The organism is Azonexus sp. IMCC34842 (assembly GCF_050368855.1).
GTDB lineage: Bacteria > Pseudomonadota > Gammaproteobacteria > Burkholderiales > Rhodocyclaceae > Azonexus > Azonexus denitrificans_A.
In genome coordinates, this window is the sequence record NZ_CP178449.1 from 4173996 (window position 1) to 4191153 (window position 17158).

The following is a 17158-nucleotide window of genomic DNA, read 5'->3' on the forward strand; positions in this document are numbered from 1 at the left end:
TATAATTGCGGCTTCGAAAAGCCGTCATTTTATCTGCCGATGCGCATCCTGATTGTGAAAACTTCCTCACTCGGCGACGTTATCCACAATTTGCCCGTGGTTAGCGACATCAAGCGGCATTTTCCCGATGCTGCCGTGGACTGGTGCGTCGAAGAAAGTTTCGCGGCCATCCCGCGCCTGCATCCCGGTGTCGACCAAATCATCCCGGTCGCCATCCGGCGCTGGCGCAAGAAGCTGTTGAGCGGCGTGACCTGGCGCGAGATTTCGGCTTTCGGCCGGCTTATCCAGCGCGAGCGCTACGATCTGGTGATCGATACGCAAGGCCTGATCAAGAGCGCCTTCATCGCCCGTCGGGCGCGCGGCCCCTTGGCCGGCTATGCCGCCGATTCGGCGCGCGAACCGCTGGCGGCCAGCCTCTATGGCCGGCACTTCAGCATTTCCCGCGACCTGCACGCCGTGGTGCGCAATCGCCAGCTGGCCGGTGCGGCGCTCGGCTACACCGTCGAAGGCGGCCCGGATTACGGCGTCGCGGTGGCGCCGTCAGGTGCCCACTGGCTGCCGCCCGCGCCTTACGTCGTCTTCCTGACCGCTAGCAGTCGCGACGACAAGCTGTGGCCGGACGAACACTGGCTGGAACTCGGCCGCGCTCTGCACGTCCGTGGCATCTGCGCCGTGCTGCCGGCCGGCACGCAACCCGAGCGCGAGCGGGCGGCACGACTGGCGGCCGGCATTCCCGGTGCCGTCGCCGCGCCGCCGCTGTATATCCCGGATCTGGCCGCCGTGCTGGCCGGAGCACGTGCCGCGATCGGCGTCGATACCGGCCTGACCCACCTTGCCGTCGCGCTGGATATCCCGACCGTGGCGCTGTATACCGCGACCGATCCCGGCCTGACCGGCGTGCTCGGCACCGGCTTTTGCCGCAACCTCGGCGGCAAGGCGCAGATTCCGGACGTCGCCGCCGTGCTCGCCGAACTGCAGCCGGTGCTCGCCTGATGGCCCGCCTGCTCTATTCCCTGTTCCTCTACCTGATCACGCCGCTGATCTGGCTGCGCCTGCTCTGGCGCGGGCGCAAGCAAGCGGAATACTTGCAGCATCTTGGCGAGCGCTACGGGTTTTATCGCCAGCCGGTGCCGGCAAAACTGATCTGGGTGCATGCCGTTTCGGTTGGCGAAACGCGCGCCGTCCAACCGTTGATCGAAGGCCTGCAAGCCTGCTGGCCGGAGCATCGCATCCTGCTCACCGGGATGACGCCGACCGGCCGCGAGGCGGGCCGGCAGGTTTATGGCGAGAGGGTGATCCAGGCCTATCTGCCCTATGACTACCCGGGCGCCGTGGCACGGTTTTTCCGACACTTCTCGCCCGCCTTCGGCATTTTGATGGAAACCGAAATCTGGCCGAACCTGCTGGCCGCTGCCCAAGCCCGTCAAGTCCCGGTGATGCTGGCCAACGCCCGCTTGTCGGTGCGCTCGGCGCGCGGCTACGGCAAGCTCGCGGCGCTGGTCCGGCCGGCATTTGCCGCGTTGAGCGGGGTGGCCGCGCAGACGGCCGGCGATGCCGAGCGGATAGCTGCGCTCGGCGCGCGCCAGCTGGCGGTCTGCGGCAATCTGAAATTCGATGTCACGCCTGCCGCCGACAACATCGCGCTCGGTCAGCGCTGGCGCGCCGTTATCGGGCAGCGCCCGGTGTGGCTGGCGGCCAGCACCCGCGAGGGCGAGGAGCCGCTGGTGCTCGAAGCCTGGCGCGCCGTTCGGGTGCCGGAGGCATTGCTGGTGCTGGTGCCGCGTCATCCGCAACGTTTTGCCGAAGTGGATGGCTTGCTCGGCCAGCAGGGGTTGCGGGTTGTTCGGCGGAGCACCGGCCTGCCGCAGCCTGATACGCAGGTCTGGCTGGGCGACAGCATGGGCGAAATGGCCGCCTATTTCACGCTGGCCGATCTCGCCTTCATCGGTGGCAGCCTGTTGCCGCTTGGCGGGCAGAATCTGATCGAGGCGGCGGCCTGTGCTTGCCCGGTGCTGGTCGGACCGCATACCTTCAATTTCCTGCAGGCCACCGAGGATGCCATTGCAGCCGGCGCGGCGCGCCGCATTGACAGTCCGGCGGCGCTTGGCGCAGCGGTTGATCAGCTATTGCAGGAGGAAGGCGAGTTGGCGGCGATGCGCCAGGCCGCCAGTCGTTTCGCCCAGTCGCACCAGGGGGCGACCGAGCGTATGCTGGAATTTATTGCGCAGTGCCTGGATCAAGTAGTGCGTTGATCTGGGCGACATCGTCGTCACCCAGCGAACCGACGGCCGCCTTCAGCCGGAGTTGCGAAAGCAGGGTGTCGAGCGTGGCCTTGGCCAGATCGCGGCGCGTTACATAAACCTGGTTTTCGGCATTCAGCACGTCGATATTGATGCGCACGCCCACTTCGTAGCCGAGCTTGTTCGATTCGAGAGCCGACTGCGATGAAACCAGTGCCGCCTTCAATGCCCGGACCTGAGCCAGGCCATTGGCGACGCCGAGGTAATATTGCCGGGCGGCAAGCGCGGCGCCGCGCCGAGCCGTTTCCAGATTGGATTGAGCCGCACTGCGGTTGGCCGCCGCTTCACGTTGGCGGGAAACCACCTGACCGCCGAGATAGAGCGGGATGTTCAGTTGTAGACCGACATTCTTGTAGTCGGTGTCGAGCATGCCCAGCGTGGTCGAGGCATATGACTTCGAGTAGCCTTGATTGGCCACCAGATCGACGGTTGGATAGTGCCCGGCCCGCTGCTTGTCCTCTTCGCGGGCGGCAATGTCGGCGGCTGCCTGTTGGATCTGTACGGTAATGCTGTCTTTTTCAGCTGCCGCAACCCATTGGTTCATGTCATTCGGTTGTGGCGGGGTGAGTTCGGCATCTTTGCGCGGCGCCGCGAGCCCGCCGGCTTCCCGGCCAATGATGGCCTGCAGCGCATGCTGCTTGATTTCGAAATCGCTTTCCGCGGCGATTTCCTGAGCGATGGCCAGATCGTAGCGGGCCTGTGCTTCATGGCTGTCGGTGATGGTTGCGGTGCCGACTTCGAAATTCTTTTTCGCCGATTCGAGCTGCTGGGCGATGGCGGTCTTGTTGGCGCGCACGGCCCTCAGGTTCTCGATCGTATAAGTGACATCGAAATAGGCCTGGGCGACCCGCAGGATCAAATCCTGTCTGGCCTGGGCGAAGTTGGCCTCAGCCTGGGCGACCTGAATTTTCGACTGGTCGTAGGTGACCCAGTTCTGCCAGCGGAACAGCGGCTGGGAAAGCGTCAGCTGATAGCCATTGGAGTTGAAATTCGGTTTCGCGAAGGTGGCGCCGTTATGGGCCGCGATCTCGTTCTGGTTCCACACCGTGTTGCCCGACAGCGTCAGGCTGGGCAACAGGCCGGCCCGGCCCTGCGGCATCTTTTCGCGGCCGGCATCGAGCGTTGCCCGGGCCGCAGCGAAAGTTGGATCGTTATCCTGCGCCGCCCGGTAGACCTGCATCAGGTCGGCGGCATGAAGCGGCGAGGCGAGCAGGGGGGAGAGCAACATCCAGGCGAGCTTTTTCATGTCTTTCTCAGTAACGACACATGGTTGGGTCAACTTCCGTCGCCCAGGCCTCGACACCGCCCGCCAGATTATGGACGGCGCCAAAACCCCGGTTCTCGAGGAACATTGCAACCTGAAAACTGCGGGCGCCGTGATGGCAGATGACGACGATTTCCTGCTCGGGATCCAGCTCGGCGCAACGGACGGGCACGAGATGCATCGGGATGTGCCGGGCGCCTTCCAGATGGCAGATCTCGAATTCCCAGGGTTCGCGTACATCGAGCAGCACCGGGCTGGGCCGACTCTCGTCGGCCAGCCACGCGGCAACCTGTGAGGCGCGAACCTGATCAATCACAACGAGAAGCTTTCCTTGGCGGCGACGCCGTCGAGCGGCGGAATCACCGTTTCAAACAGATTGACGGTGTTGTATACGCCTTCGGCGGTGCAGGTGATCAATTGCGCTTCCATCACCGGAGCGTCGCCAACCACTACCGTCAGGCGGCCACCGACGCGCAACTGCTTGAGCAGTGCGTCGGGCAGGACCGGAACCGAGCCGGAGATGACGATGGCATCGTAGGGGCCGCCTTGCGCCCAGCCATTGACGCCGTTGCCGGTTTCGACGGTGACGTTGGTGACGCCGCTGCGCGCCAGATTCTGCTTGGCGAATTCAGCCAGTTCGGGACGCGCTTCGACGCTGACCACGTGCTCGGCGCGAGCGGCCAGCAGGGCGGCCATGTAGCCGCTGCCGGTGCCGATCTCGAGCACCTTGTCGGTTTTCTTGATGGCCAGTTCCTGCAACATCTTGGCTTCGATTTTCGGGGCCAGCATAACCTGGCCGCTGCCCAGCGGAATTTCCAGATCGGCGAAGGCCAGACTGCGATAGGCGGGCGGAGCGAAATCCTCGCGCTTGACGACGAAAAGCAGATCGAGAACCTGCTGATCCAGAACTTCCCAAGGCCGGATCTGCTGTTCAATCATGTTGAAGCGCGCTTGCTCGATATTCATGTGGGTCTCCGCAGGCTTAATATTAGCATGGGCTAATATATTGATTCTGACAAAATAAAATTATACCTGACTCGCACGCAAGCCTTGGCGCAGCAGGTCCATGTGAATCCGCAGGTAAAGCCCGGCGTCGGCCTCGCTACTCTGGCAATTGGCCATCGAAAAGCGCCAGATGAGCAGCATCAGGATCGGGGCGATGATGACGTCGATGGTGGTTTCGACATCCATTCGCCGGAATTCACCCTCAGCCATACCACGTTCGAGGGTGTTGCCAACCAGTGTGCGGGCGCGTCGAATAACGTTCTCGTAATAAAACTGCGCCACCTCGGGGAAGTTGCGGGCCTCGGCCACCATCAGTTTCGGAATGCCGGCGAAATCGGTCTGGCCGATGGCTGCCCACCAATTGTCGAGCAGCTTTTCCAGCAACAGGAAGGTCGATCCGGTATGGCGGGCGGCAATTGCCTCGTTCTCGGCCACGACGGGCACGATGCCGTCCTGGATGACCGCCTTGAACAAGGCTTCCTTGCCGTCGAAATAGAGATAGAGCGTGCCTTTGGAAACGCCGGCGCGGGCCGCGATGTCTTCGAGGCGCGTGGCAGCAAAGCCTTTTTCGACAAACAGCGACAAGGCGGCCGCGCTCAGTTCCGAGGGGCGGGCATCTTTGCGGCGTTTGCGGGGGGCGGGGCTGTAAGGCATGGGTAACTTAATGACCGATCGGTCATTAAGTTACCACCGCGATTTGTCGGCGGTCAACGACCTTCCTTGATCAGGCGGCCTGCCGCCGGCTGGATCGGTCGGGCGTTGTTCCTGTACAGCCGGGAGAAGATGCTGATCTGCTCCTCAGATACCTGAACCGGCTGTTTCATCACCAGCCACAGCACGCCCTCGGTGCACGGCGGCGTCGTCAGCGAACCCATGTAGGTGTAATAGCTGCGGGCGCCGGGCAAGATCGTCGCCGGATCGATCAGTGCCGTCGGCGGCGAGACTTCGAGATGCCGCTCAAGTGGCAGGTTGTTCCACAGCGTCTGGATGAACGGGTTTTCCGGGCCGCGTTCGAGCAGCACGGCAACGACGGCCAGCTGACCGTCATCGGCCTTGTGCACCAGATGGACGACCATCTCGAAACGCTGACCATTGACCTTTTCTTCGGAGGGGCGATGGAAATGGAACTGCACCAGTTCGTAGGTCTTGCCGGTCAGGGAAATCGAATTGTCGCCGACGGCGACCTGAACAGTGTGGCCGTTATCGACGATGCGGAAAGTCGACGGCCGGTACTTGAAGGCAATCGGCTCGACATCGACCTTGATCCCATCCCGGATGTCGATCGGCGACTGACGCTGGCCGATCGCGCAGGCGGTGTTTTTCGGGTCGAGTTTGGACCAGTTTTCCGGCCCCCCTGTCCCCTCGTAATCCCAGTGGATGCCGGCGTGTTGGCGGGCTGGCTCGGCTTCGGCCAGCTCCAGCATGTAGCCGCCGGATTTTGCCCCGCGCCGGGGCTTGGCGGCCGCCACGCTTGGCACGGCAATGTGCGGGGCGGTCGCTTTTTCGGCGGCCGGCATCTGTGCTTTCGCGGACTCCGCGGCGCCCTTCAAGTTGGGTTTGATCGACGGTACGGCCGGCTGCTCGGTATCGTTGGCCTTCATCGGGCGCGATTTTTCCGTCCTGGCCATTTCCTTCTTGAGCAGTGCCTCGTTGGCCTCCTTCAACTGGCCGGCCGCCTCGTTGGCCTTCTGCGCCAGTTCCGCCTGGCCTTCCTTGGGCGGCCGGCAGACTTCGCGCAGGACCTTGTCGTCGAGCGTGCCGCTCCGCACCGGCACTTGGCCGCCCTTCAGTTCTTCTTCGCGGACCGTTTCGTTTTCGTTTTTCTTGTAGATCCGCTTGATCGTGTTGGCATTGCGCGATCCGCAGTCATAGCGGGTGATCGCCTCGATGACCCGATAGCCGCCACCGGAGCGGATGTCGATCAGTTCCTTCTCGAGAACGATCCGCCCCTGGGCCTGGACGATGTTGCCTTCGCGCTTGATGCTGGTGCGGTCGAGTTCGATACGCTTGCCCGGCTCGGACGATATGGTCTGCCAGGTTGGTGCCGCCGCAACGCTCAATGGCAGGGTGGCCAGGAGAGCGGCAATTCTCAATAAGCGCATGTGATGCCCCATTTATTTTCTTTAAATTCCATGTCTTGGAATCTTTATTTCGACTCATTTCAAGAAATCTTGAGCGCCGAATCGCATTTCTTGCATTTTGCCTGTGTTTCCAGTAACTTGCAGCCTCTCGTTAGGGGTGCCGGATGAACGATCCGACTGAGAAATACCCTTCGAACCTGACCGGGTCATGCCGTCGTAGGGAAACGAACTTTGTTGCTCCTTGCCCGTCTTACCCGCTGCATCCACGCAAGGAAGAACAATGAACGCCACCGCACCGTTTCTCGCCGCCACCGCCCACGTCGACGAGGCCGCAGTCCAGCCGCTGCCCAATTCCCGCAAGGTTTATATCGAAGGTTCGCGTCCGGACATCCGGGTGCCGATGCGCGAGATTTCCCAGGACGACACGTCAACCGAATTCGGCGGCGAAAAGAACCCGCCGATTTACGTCTACGACTGTTCCGGCCCCTATTCCGACCCGACGGTCAGGATCGATATCCGTTCCGGCCTGCCGGCCTTGCGCGCCCAATGGATTGCCGAACGCGGCGATACCGAAGCGCTGGCCGACCTGAGTTCCGAATTCGGCCGCAAACGGGCGGCCGACCCCGTGCTCGACGAGCTGCGCTTCCCCGGCCTGCAGCGCAAACCGTTGCGTGCCAAGGCGGGTGCCAACGTCTCGCAGATGCACTACGCCCGGAAGGGCATCATCACACCGGAGATGGAATACGTCGCCATCCGCGAAAACAACAACCGCCGGGCCTACATCGAGGGCCTGAAGGCCTCCGGCCCGATGGGCAACAAGCTGGCCGACATCCTCGGTCGCCAGCACAAGGGCCAGAATTTCGGCGCCAGCATTCCGGAAGAGATCACCCCGGAATTCGTCCGCAGCGAAATCGCCCGCGGCCGCGCCATCATCCCGAACAACATCAATCACCCGGAAAGCGAGCCGATGATCATCGGCCGCAACTTCCTGACCAAGATCAACGCCAATATCGGCAACTCGGCGCTCGGCTCGTCCATTCAGGAAGAAGTCGAGAAGATGACCTGGTCGATCCGCTGGGGCGGCGACACGGTGATGGACCTGTCCACCGGCAAGAACATCCACGAAACCCGCGAGTGGATTATCCGCAACAGCCCTGTCGCTATCGGCACGGTGCCGATCTATCAGGCGCTGGAGAAGGTCAACGGCAAGGCCGAGGACCTGACCTGGGAAATCTTCCGCGACACGCTGATCGAACAAGCCGAACAGGGCGTCGACTACTTCACCATCCACGCCGGCGTGCTGCTCCGTTACGTGCCGATGACTGCCAACCGCCTGACCGGCATCGTCAGCCGCGGCGGCTCGATCATGGCCAAGTGGTGTCTGGCGCACCACAAGGAAAGCTTCCTCTATACCCACTTCGAGGACATCTGCGAAATCATGAAGGCCTACGACGTCGCCTTCAGCCTCGGCGACGGCCTGCGTCCGGGTTCGATCTACGATGCCAACGACGAAGCCCAGCTCGGTGAACTGAAGACGCTGGGTGAGTTGACGCAGATCGCCTGGAAGCACGACGTCCAGGTGATGATCGAAGGCCCGGGCCATGTGCCGATGCACATGATCAAGGAGAACATGGACCTGCAGCTTGAATACTGCGACGAAGCCCCGTTCTACACCCTCGGCCCGCTGACCACCGACATCGCGCCGGGCTACGACCACATCACCAGCGGTATCGGCGCGGCGATGATCGGCTGGTACGGCACCGCCATGCTCTGCTATGTGACGCCCAAGGAACACCTTGGCTTGCCTGACAAGGACGACGTCAAGGTCGGCATCATCACCTACAAGCTGGCCGCCCACGCCGCCGACCTGGCCAAGGGTCACCCCGGCGCGCAGATCCGCGACAACGCGCTGTCCAAGGCACGCTTCGAATTCCGCTGGGACGACCAGTTCAACCTCGGCCTCGATCCGGACAAGGCGCGCGAATTCCACGACGAAACCTTGCCCAAGGAATCGGCCAAGGTCGCCCACTTCTGCTCGATGTGTGGCCCGCACTTCTGCTCGATGAAGATCACCCAGGAAGTGCGCGAATTCGCGGCGCAGCAAGGGCTGGATGAAGCGGCGGCGCTGGCGAAGGGGATGGAAGTGAAGTCGGTGGAATTCGTCAAGGCAGGGGCCGAGGTTTATCGCAAGGTCTGAGCTTCGCCAAACGGCTGGTAGCAACGGAAAGGCGGCTGAATCAGTCGCCTTTCTGCATTTCGGGGAGCGCTGCGACGCTGTTACCCGATTTACGTTCATTTACGTTCATTTACCGCCCGCTAACCGCGCGGGATCGCTTATTGGCGGAGTATTTGTCCTGTCGCAGGCCGGCTCTTGCCTGCCTGTCAATTGACCCGAAAGGAAAAGGACATGACCAATATTTCCCCACGCAATATCAAGCGTTTTCTTGCCGCAGCCAGTCTGGTGCTGGCGGTTCCCCTGGCGCTCGCCGCCAATCCGGGCGGCCCGCGCGGCGATTGCGGCGCGATGGACGGCCGCGGTCATTTCAGCGGCGAGATGGGGCGCGCCGGCAAGATGGGGCCGCATTATCTGCGCGCGCTGAATCTGACCGAGGCGCAGCGCGACAAGGTGTTCGAGATCATGCATGCCCAGGCGCCGCTGCTGCGCGACATGGCCAAGGCCCATCAAAAGGCCGAGGAGGAGCTGCGCAAGCTGGCGGCCGCGCCGGATTACAGCGAAGCCAAGGCCCGGGCGCTGGGCGATGCGCTGGGCAAGTCAGTGGCCGACATGGCACAGGCCCGCGTCAAGGCGGATCGGCAGATCTTCGAAGTCCTGACGCCGGAACAGCGCAAGCAACTGGCCGAGATCAAGTCGGGCGCCAACGGTTCGCGCAACCGGGGTGAAGAACCGCGCGGCATGGGCGGCGACGGTCGTACGCCCCCAGCACCGCCGGCCCGGTAAGCGGAAGAACGATGATGCGCGGCGTGACCCATCGCCGGAACAGGGCTGCTGCGGCAGCCCTGATTTTTGCCCTGTTTGTCCGGTCGACCGCAGTCGTTGCCGATGACGAGCTGCCCGACCTCGGCGATGCCGCCCAGGCTATGGTGACGCCGCAGGACGAGCGGCGCCTCGGCGAACAGTCGATGGCGCAGATTCGCGCCAGCGGCGGCTATCTCGACGATCCGGAGGTCAATGCCTATCTGGATGCCATCGGTCAGCGGCTGGTGGCCGGGCTGACGGTCAGTCATCCGGACTTCATCTTTTTTGCCGTGCCGTCCTCGGAAATCAACGCTTTCGCCATGCCGGGCGGCTTCATCGGCGTCAATGCCGGGCTGATTCAGGCGGCGCGCAGCGAAAGCGAGCTGGCTTCGGTGCTGGCTCACGAAATCACCCACGTTAGCCAGCATCACATCGCCCGCCAGATGGCGGCCAGCGCCAATACGCAGATGGTCACGATGGCGGCGCTGCTGGCGGCGCTGGTTGCCGCCCACAGCGGCAACGGTCAGGTCGCCTCGGCGGCGATGAGCACGACGATGGCCACACAGGTGCAGAGCCAGATCAACTACACGCGCGAGCATGAACGCGAGGCCGACCGCATCGGCTTTGCCCTGCTCGAGCGGACCGGCTTCGACAGCCGCGCCATGGCCGGTTTCTTCGAGCGCCTGCAACAGGCGGTGCGCGGCCAGGAAGGTGCGACGCCCTCCTATCTGCGCAGTCACCCGATGACCCACGAGCGGGTGGCTGATGCGCAGGACCGCGAGGCCCGCGTTCCTTACCGGCAGGTCGCCGACAGCCCGGATTTCCATTTCGTCCGCGCCCTGCTGCACAGTTACGACGGTCGGCCGGAAGAGGCGGTGAACGATTTCACCAGCCGCCTGGCTGAGAAGCGTTTTCAGGATCGGGCGGCGACCCGCTACGGGCTGGCCGCCGCGTTGTTGCGGGCCAAGGATTTGCCGCGCGCCCTGAAGGAAATCGACGGGCTGGAGCGCGACGGCGTGCAGCATCCGATGATCGAGGCCCTGGCCGGCCAGATCCTGCTGAAGGCCGGCCAATATCAGGCGGCGCGACAGCGTTACGAAAAGGCGCAGGCCCGTTATCCGCAGCACCTGCAACTGGTCCATGACTACCCACGGATCCTGTTGCACGAACGCCGTTATGGCGAACTGGTCCGTTTTGCCGAACAGGCTCTGGTCAGCCGCGCCGGCGATGCCAGCCTGCATCAGGTCGCCGCCGAGGCCTATGCGGCGCTCGGCAACGGCATGCAGTCGCATCGCCATCAGGGCGAGTATTACGCCGCGCTGGGTGACAGCACCGGGGCGGTCGAGCAACTTGAACTCGCCTTGCGCGCCGATAGCGGCCAGGGGGCGGATACCCGCGAACTGCTGGTCATCGAAAGCCGCCTGAAAGCCTTGCGCGGCAAACGCGCCCAGAGTGCCGGCCAAGGCGCGCCGGGCGCCGCCGGATTGACCGCCGCGACTTTCCAATAAATGAAAACCAGATAAATGCTCAACACCTCGGCTTTTTCGCCCTTTCTCGCCGGCGCCGACCGCCCGCCGCTGTGGTTCGCCGTCTTCGCCCTGGCGCTGCTGGTCAGCGGCTGCACCAGCCAGCGCCGACCGGCCACGGCGGACGATCCGGAGATGCGCCGCTACGCCGAGCGGGCCTACCAGCCGGAGCGTCGCTACGTCGCCGAAACTTTCAGCGAAAGCTGGCTGAGCAGCGATCCGGCGGCGCCCGGCGAAATCCCCGTCACCCTCACCTTGCCACGCGAAGCCGGCCGTTATCCGCTGATCGTCTATCTGCCCGGCCTTGGCGAGTCGGTCGAGGCCGGCCGCAGCTGGCGAACCGCCTGGGTGGCGGCTGGTTACGCCGTGCTCAGCTTGCAGCCGAACCGCTTCGGGGCGGCCGCCCTGCAGGGGCGCTATGCGAAGAACGCCGATTTCACCGCGCTGGCCCGTGAAAACTATGCGACGGCGGCGCTCAACGAACGGCTGCGTGCCGTGGGCAGCGTACTGCTTGAACTCGACAAGCGGCTGGCGCGCGGCACGCCGCCCTTTGACCGGATCGACCCAGCGGCCACCGTGCTGGCCGGCTACGACCTGGGCGCCCAGACAGTGCAGGCGCTGGCCGGCGAGTCCAGCAGCGGCGTGAACCTGCCGGTGCTAAAAAATCCGCCACGCGCCGCCATCCTGCTCAGCCCCTACGCCAACGCGGCCGGTGGCGGCTTTGCCAAGCGCTTTGGCGCGATCCGGATACCGGTCTTCGCGGTGACGGCGACCGAGGACAGCGACAGTTTTGCCGTCGTCACTTCGCTGGCCGCTCGCCTGGCGCCCTTCACCTACATGCCGGAGGGCGACAAGTATTTGCTGCTGCTCTCCGGCGGTTCGCATCGCGTGTTGTCGGGTGGTCCGCCGCAAGTGCAGGAAGCGCCCGAGGCGGGACGCGGCGAATCGGTCGGGCCAGGCGGCAGTGGCCCGGGGAGCGGTGGCGGTCCAGGTGGTGGAGGCGGCGGTCGCGGAGGGCCGGGCGGCAGCATGCGTGGCGTTGCCGCGCTGGGCGGCATGTCGGCCTTTCCGGTGGCGAACAGCGCACGGCAGGTCATCGCCATCCAGCGCCTGAGCGTGGCCTTTCTCGATAGCCAAGTGAAAAAAGACCCGATTGCCGAGGAGTGGCTGGCCCGTGATGCCGAACGCTGGCTGGAGCCGGTCGGCGAATTGCGGCGGAAATGAAATAGCCGCGCTCTTTACCGGAATTTACATCTACCCCCGTTATCATTTGCTGCACCGCGGCGATGACCCTGTCGCCATGCGCCCACGCGAGTTTTCATGACCCCACATTTTCCCCGCACCTGCCTGTCGGCCGTGTTGCTTGGTGCGCTGCTTTCCGGCTGCACTGCCTGGCCGCTGGCGGTCGGCCCCGACTACCGTCTGCCCGGCCTATCCTTGCCGGCCAGCTGGTTGGCGCCGCCGGTCGCGCCACTGGTTGCGCCGGCCGAGAGCCTGGCCCGCTGGTGGCAACAACTGAATGATCCGCTGCTCGACCGCCTGGTCGGCGAAGCGCTGGCCGGCAGTCTCGACTTGCGCCTGGCCCAGGCCCGCTTGCGTCAGGCCCGGGCGAGTCGGGCCCAGGCGGTCAGTGGTTTCTTTCCGGCATTGACGGCATCGACCGGGGCCAGCCGCAGCAAGGCCGCACAGGTGATCGGCGCCCAGCCGGAACGGACCATCTACGACGCCGGCTTCGATGCCAGCTGGGAAATCGATGTCTTCGGCGGCACCCGGCGGGCCGTCGAGGCGGCGACGGCCGATCAGGCGGCGAGCGCGGCCAGTCTGGAGAACGCCCGCGTGTCGCTGGTCGCCGAAGTGGCGCAGAACTATGTCGAGCTGCGCAGCTATCAACGTCGGCTGGGCATTGCCCGCGACAACCTGAGCAGCCAGTCGGAAACCTTGCAGATTACCGAGTGGCGCAACCAGGCCGGGCTAGCCAGCAGCAGCGATGTCGAGCAGGCGCGGACCAACCGCGCACAGACGCGGGCCGGCATCCCGGATCTCGAAGTCGGGCTGGCCGCCGCCGAAAACCGGCTGGCCGTGCTGCTCGGTCGCCAGCCGGGCGCCCTGCATGGCGAACTGGCTAATCCCCAGCCCCTGCCGACGGTCAAGGCGAGCATCGGGGCTGGCATCCCGGCCGACGTGCTGCGCCAGCGACCGGACCTGATCGTCGCTGAGCGCACGCTGGCGGCCGAAACGGCCCGCGTTGGGCAGAAACTGGCGGCGCGTTATCCCAGCCTGGCGCTCGGCGGCTCGTTCGGCTGGCAGGCCTACAGCTTCGCCGCGCTGGGCGGCAGCGACACGCTGCTCCGGGCGGTCAGCGGCACGCTGGCAGCGACCTTGTTCGACGGCGGCAAGTTGCGCAGCGCGGTCGATATCCAGAGCGCGGTGCAGGAACAGGCGCTGATCTCCTACGAAGCCAGCGTGTTGACCGCGCTGGAAGAAGTCGAAAACGCGCTGACCGCCTACGCCGCTTCGCGCGAGCGGGTCGATGCCCGGCGGGCGGCGGCCGAGGCGGCGCGCAATGCGGCGACACTGACGCGCGATCTCTACCAGTCCGGTCTGGCCGACTTTCAGAAAGTGCTGGAAACCGAACGCACCCGGCTGACCGCCGAAGACAACCTGGCAACCGCCGAAGCGACCGTGCTGACCAGCCTGATCAAGCTCTACAAGGCGCTCGGCGGCGGCTGGGAACAGCCCGCCACCGCGCAGCAATCCCCGGAAGACAAAATCTCATGACGCAGACCACTCCCGACAACTCGACCGAGGCTCTGCTCGGCCTGCTCAATGCCGCGCCGAAGAGCGGATCGGGCGGCCCCCGGCGGCGCTGGCTGCTGCTTGGCGGCGGCGCCGTGCTGGTGCTTGGCGCGCTGCTGCTGTTTGGTCGAGGCGGCAACGGCGTGACCGGGCAGTATGTGACGGAAGAAATCGGCCTCGGCAATCTGCTGGTCACCGCCTCGGCCAGCGGTACGCTGCAGCCGACCAAGTCGGTCGATGTCGGCAGCGAGTTGTCCGGCACGCTGGCCAGCGTGCTGGTACAGGAAAACGCGGTGGTCAAGAAAGGCCAGTTGCTGGCCCAGCTCGATACCGCCAAGCTGACCGACGCGGTAGCCAAGTCGCGCGCCGCGGTGGCGTCGGCCGAAGCCGCCGTGGCGCAGACCCAGGCGACGGTCGCCGAAACCAGGGCGGCGCTGGCCCGCATGCGCCACGTGGCGGAACTCTCCGGCGGCAAGGTGCCGGCCAAGACCGAACTGGAAACGGCCGAGGCGAGCCTGTTGCGGGCCGTTGCCAACGAAGCGAGCGCCAAAGCCGATGTGGTGCAGGCGCGGGCTTCGCTGAAAACCGACGAAACCAATCTGGCCAAGGCGACCATCCGCTCGCCGGTCGATGGCGTCGTCCTGACCCGCAAGGTCGAGCCGGGCCAGACCGTGGCGGCGGCGATGACGACGCCGGTGCTGTTCGTGCTGGCCGAAGATCTGGCGAAGATGGAATTGCAGGTCAAGGTCGATGAGGCCGATGTCGGCAATGTCAAGAATGGCCAGACCGCCACCTTCACCGTCTCGGCCTGGCCGGGCCGCAAGTTCCCGGCCGTCATCCAGCGCGTCGGCCTCGGCTCGACGACGACCGACAACGTCGTGACCTACAAGACCATCCTCCAGGTGAATAACGACGATCTGGCGCTCCGCCCGGGCATGACGGCGACCGCCAGCATCGTCACGGCCAGCCGCGACAACGCGCTGCTGGTGCCCAATGCGGCGCTGCGCTTCACGCCGCCGACGGCCGGGGCGGCGCCGCCCAGTCGCGGCCTGGTCAGCAAGCTGTTGCCGGGACCGCCGCCGCAGGCGCCGAAAACCCGGCCGACCGCCGGCCAGCCCGCAGCGACGCAAGTCTGGGTACTCGGCGAGAACGGCCCGCAGCCGGTGGCGGTGAAGGCCGGGGTCAGCAATGGCCGCCATACCGAAGTGCTGGGCGGCGAGCTGAAGGCCGGCATGGCAGTGATCACTGATGATCGGGCGGAGAAAAAGTGAGTGCGCCGGAAGCGCCGCTGATCGTGCTGCGCGGCATCACCAAGACCTACGGCCAGGGGCCGGCGGCTTTTCAGGCGCTGCAGGGGGTCGATCTCGAAATCGCCGCCGGCGAATTCGTCGCGGTGATGGGGCCGAGCGGTTCCGGCAAGTCGACGGCGATGAACCTGCTCGGTTGCCTCGATACGCCGAGCGACGGCGAATACCTGTTTCGCGGCATCCATGTCGAACGCCTCGACCGCAACCAGCGGGCCCTGCTGCGCCGCACCTGCCTCGGCTTCGTCTTCCAGGGCTTCAACCTGCTGGCCCGCACCTCGGCCCAGGAGAACGTCGAACTGCCGTTGCTCTATCGCGGCGAGCCGGCCGAGCAGCGCCACGCCAGCGCCCGGGCCGCGCTGGCCAAGGTCGGCCTCGATGGCTGGGAAGATCATACGCCGGCCGAGTTGTCGGGCGGCCAGCAGCAGCGCGTCGCCATCGCCCGGGCCATCGTCACCAGCCCGCTGGTGCTGCTCGCCGACGAGCCGACCGGCAACCTCGACAGCAAGCGCAGCCACGAAATCATGGAACTGCTGGCGGCGCTTAACCGCGAGCAGGGCATCACGGTGATCATGGTCACCCACGAGCCGGACATGGCCGCCTACGCCCGGCGCATCGTCCATTTCGTCGATGGCCAGGTGGCGCAGGACAAGCTCAACGGCCACGCCAAGGAGTCCGCGCCATGCTGTTGAACGCCCTGCTGCTGGCGCTGCGCGAGATTCGCCGCAACCTGATGCGCTCTTTCCTGACCGTGCTCGGCATCGTCATCGGCGTCGCCGCGGTGATTACCATGGTGACGCTCGGCAACGGCGCAACCAAGATGGTCGCCGACCAGATTTCCAGCCTCGGCAGCAACCTGCTGATGGTCATGCCCGGCCAGCGCCTCGGGCCGGGCCGCGACAGCGCCGGGGCGCCGAAATTCAAGAGCGGCGACATCGAAGCCATCCAGCAGCAGGTCAACGGCCTCAAGGCCGTGGCGCCGGTGGTCGGCAGCTCGGTGACGCTGGTTGCCGGCACGCAGAACTGGTCGTCGACGGTGAGCGGTACGAGCAACGATTATTTCATCGCCGGCAACTGGAAATTGGCCAACGGCCGGCCGTTCACCGATGATGAGGAGCGGGCCGGCAAGGCGGTGTGCATCGTCGGCAATACCGTCAAGAAGGAACTGTTCGGCGGCCAGAACCCGGTCGGTAACAGCATCCGCGTCAAGAGCTTCGACTGCGAGGTGATCGGCCTGCTCGCCGCCAAGGGTCAGGGCGGCATGGGCCAGGATCAGGACGACACCGTGCTGATGCCGCTGCGCACCGCCCAGCGCCGGCTGACCGGCACGCTCGATATCGGCAACGTGATGGTCTCGCTCAAGGACACCACCAACTCGACCGTCGCCATCGCCCAGATCCGCAGCCTGCTGCGCGAACGGCGCAAGCTGGCCGACAACGCCGACGACAACTTCAACGTGATGGACACCAAGCAGATCGCCGAAACGCTGTCCGGCACCATCGGCACGATGACCGCGCTGCTCGGCGCGGTGGCGGCGGTCAGCCTGCTCGTTGGCGGCATCGGCATCATGAACATCATGCTCGTCTCGGTTACCGAACGGACGCGCGAGATCGGCATCCGGCTGGCCATCGGCGCGCTCGAGCACGAGGTGCTTTGGCAGTTCCTGATCGAAGCCGTCGTGCTCTCGGCCTTCGGCGGCCTGGTTGGCATCGCCCTGGCCTTCGTCGCCTGCCTCGGCCTGGCGAGCCTGATGCACATGCCTTTCCTGTTCAACCCGGTGATCAACCTGACCGCTTTCGGCTTCTCGGCGGCGATCGGCGTGATCTTTGGCTACGTGCCGGCGCGCAATGCGGCGCAGCTCGATCCGATCGAGGCCTTGCGCCACGAGTAGTCGTGGCGAGGGGC

The 17158-nt window shown here is 65.0% G+C and carries 15 protein-coding genes and 1 riboswitch; of the genes, 10 read left to right on the forward strand and 5 right to left on the reverse strand.

The window, feature by feature from the left end; genetic code table 11:
* The first annotated feature begins 54 nt into the window (after positions 1 to 54).
* Both waaC and waaA read left to right on the forward strand, forming a co-directional pair.
* A complete protein-coding gene (gene waaC, locus ACLIKD_RS19915; protein WP_428826387.1) occupies positions 55 to 993 on the forward strand; it encodes a lipopolysaccharide heptosyltransferase I in 939 nt (312 codons plus the stop codon).
* Positions 993 to 2252, forward strand: coding sequence for a lipid IV(A) 3-deoxy-D-manno-octulosonic acid transferase (waaA, locus tag ACLIKD_RS19920; protein ID WP_428826388.1), 1260 nt, complete (start codon positions 993 to 995; stop codon positions 2250 to 2252). Before waaC ends, waaA begins: the two co-directional genes overlap by 1 nt.
* Here waaA and ACLIKD_RS19925 read toward each other — a convergent pair.
* From ACLIKD_RS19925 to ACLIKD_RS19945, 5 genes are read right to left on the reverse strand one after another with little or no spacing between them, the layout of a single operon-like run.
* Positions 2218 to 3546 (reverse strand): TolC family outer membrane protein, encoded by a 1329-nt coding sequence (locus tag ACLIKD_RS19925; RefSeq protein ID WP_428826389.1) that lies wholly within the window; start codon positions 3544 to 3546, stop codon positions 2218 to 2220. The genes waaA and ACLIKD_RS19925 overlap by 35 nt on opposite strands.
* A 7-nt stretch (positions 3547 to 3553) precedes the next feature.
* Positions 3554 to 3877: a rhodanese-like domain-containing protein gene (locus ACLIKD_RS19930; RefSeq protein WP_226419959.1), complete on the reverse strand. Its 324-nt coding sequence runs from the start codon at positions 3875 to 3877 to the stop codon at positions 3554 to 3556.
* On the reverse strand, positions 3877 to 4530 hold the full coding sequence (locus ACLIKD_RS19935) for a protein-L-isoaspartate O-methyltransferase family protein (RefSeq protein ID WP_428826390.1): 654 nt from the start codon (positions 4528 to 4530) through the stop codon (positions 3877 to 3879). The genes ACLIKD_RS19930 and ACLIKD_RS19935 overlap by 1 nt, the downstream gene beginning before the upstream one ends.
* A 60-nt stretch (positions 4531 to 4590) precedes the next feature.
* On the reverse strand, positions 4591 to 5223 hold the full coding sequence (locus ACLIKD_RS19940; RefSeq protein WP_428826391.1) for a TetR/AcrR family transcriptional regulator: 633 nt from the start codon (positions 5221 to 5223) through the stop codon (positions 4591 to 4593).
* Positions 5224 to 5276: 53 nt separating this feature from the next.
* The gene (locus tag ACLIKD_RS19945) at positions 5277 to 6671 is read right to left on the reverse strand and encodes a carbonic anhydrase (protein ID WP_428826392.1); all 1395 of its coding nucleotides are present in this window, start codon (positions 6669 to 6671) and stop codon (positions 5277 to 5279) included.
* Between the two features lie 122 nt (positions 6672 to 6793).
* A riboswitch (TPP riboswitch) is annotated at positions 6794 to 6890 on the forward strand.
* A gap of 40 nt (positions 6891 to 6930) precedes the next feature.
* Between ACLIKD_RS19945 and thiC the strand changes: the two genes are divergently transcribed.
* From thiC to ACLIKD_RS19985, 8 genes are all read left to right on the forward strand, one after another.
* Positions 6931 to 8847 carry a phosphomethylpyrimidine synthase ThiC gene (gene thiC / locus ACLIKD_RS19950; protein WP_428826393.1) on the forward strand — a complete coding sequence of 639 codons (1917 nt, stop codon included), beginning with the start codon at positions 6931 to 6933 and terminating at the stop codon, positions 8845 to 8847.
* 210 nt (positions 8848 to 9057) lie between these two features.
* Positions 9058 to 9609 carry a Spy/CpxP family protein refolding chaperone gene (locus ACLIKD_RS19955; protein WP_428826394.1) on the forward strand — a complete coding sequence of 184 codons (552 nt, stop codon included), beginning with the start codon at positions 9058 to 9060 and terminating at the stop codon, positions 9607 to 9609.
* Between the two features lie 11 nt (positions 9610 to 9620).
* The gene (locus ACLIKD_RS19960) at positions 9621 to 11135 is read left to right on the forward strand and encodes a M48 family metalloprotease (RefSeq protein ID WP_428826395.1); all 1515 of its coding nucleotides are present in this window, start codon (positions 9621 to 9623) and stop codon (positions 11133 to 11135) included.
* Between the two features lie 15 nt (positions 11136 to 11150).
* Positions 11151 to 12377 (forward strand): alpha/beta hydrolase family protein, encoded by a 1227-nt coding sequence (locus tag ACLIKD_RS19965; RefSeq protein WP_428826396.1) that lies wholly within the window; start codon positions 11151 to 11153, stop codon positions 12375 to 12377.
* Between the two features lie 96 nt (positions 12378 to 12473).
* Positions 12474 to 13931 carry an efflux transporter outer membrane subunit gene (locus ACLIKD_RS19970; protein ID WP_428826397.1) on the forward strand — a complete coding sequence of 486 codons (1458 nt, stop codon included), beginning with the start codon at positions 12474 to 12476 and terminating at the stop codon, positions 13929 to 13931.
* Positions 13928 to 15220: an efflux RND transporter periplasmic adaptor subunit gene (locus tag ACLIKD_RS19975; RefSeq protein WP_428826398.1), complete on the forward strand. Its 1293-nt coding sequence runs from the start codon at positions 13928 to 13930 to the stop codon at positions 15218 to 15220. Before ACLIKD_RS19970 ends, ACLIKD_RS19975 begins: the two co-directional genes overlap by 4 nt.
* Positions 15217 to 15945, forward strand: coding sequence for an ABC transporter ATP-binding protein (locus tag ACLIKD_RS19980; RefSeq protein WP_428826399.1), 729 nt, complete (start codon positions 15217 to 15219; stop codon positions 15943 to 15945). Before ACLIKD_RS19975 ends, ACLIKD_RS19980 begins: the two co-directional genes overlap by 4 nt.
* The gene (locus ACLIKD_RS19985; RefSeq protein WP_428826400.1) at positions 15936 to 17144 is read left to right on the forward strand and encodes an ABC transporter permease; all 1209 of its coding nucleotides are present in this window, start codon (positions 15936 to 15938) and stop codon (positions 17142 to 17144) included. The genes ACLIKD_RS19980 and ACLIKD_RS19985 overlap by 10 nt, the downstream gene beginning before the upstream one ends.
* The last annotated feature ends 14 nt before the right edge of the window (positions 17145 to 17158 follow it).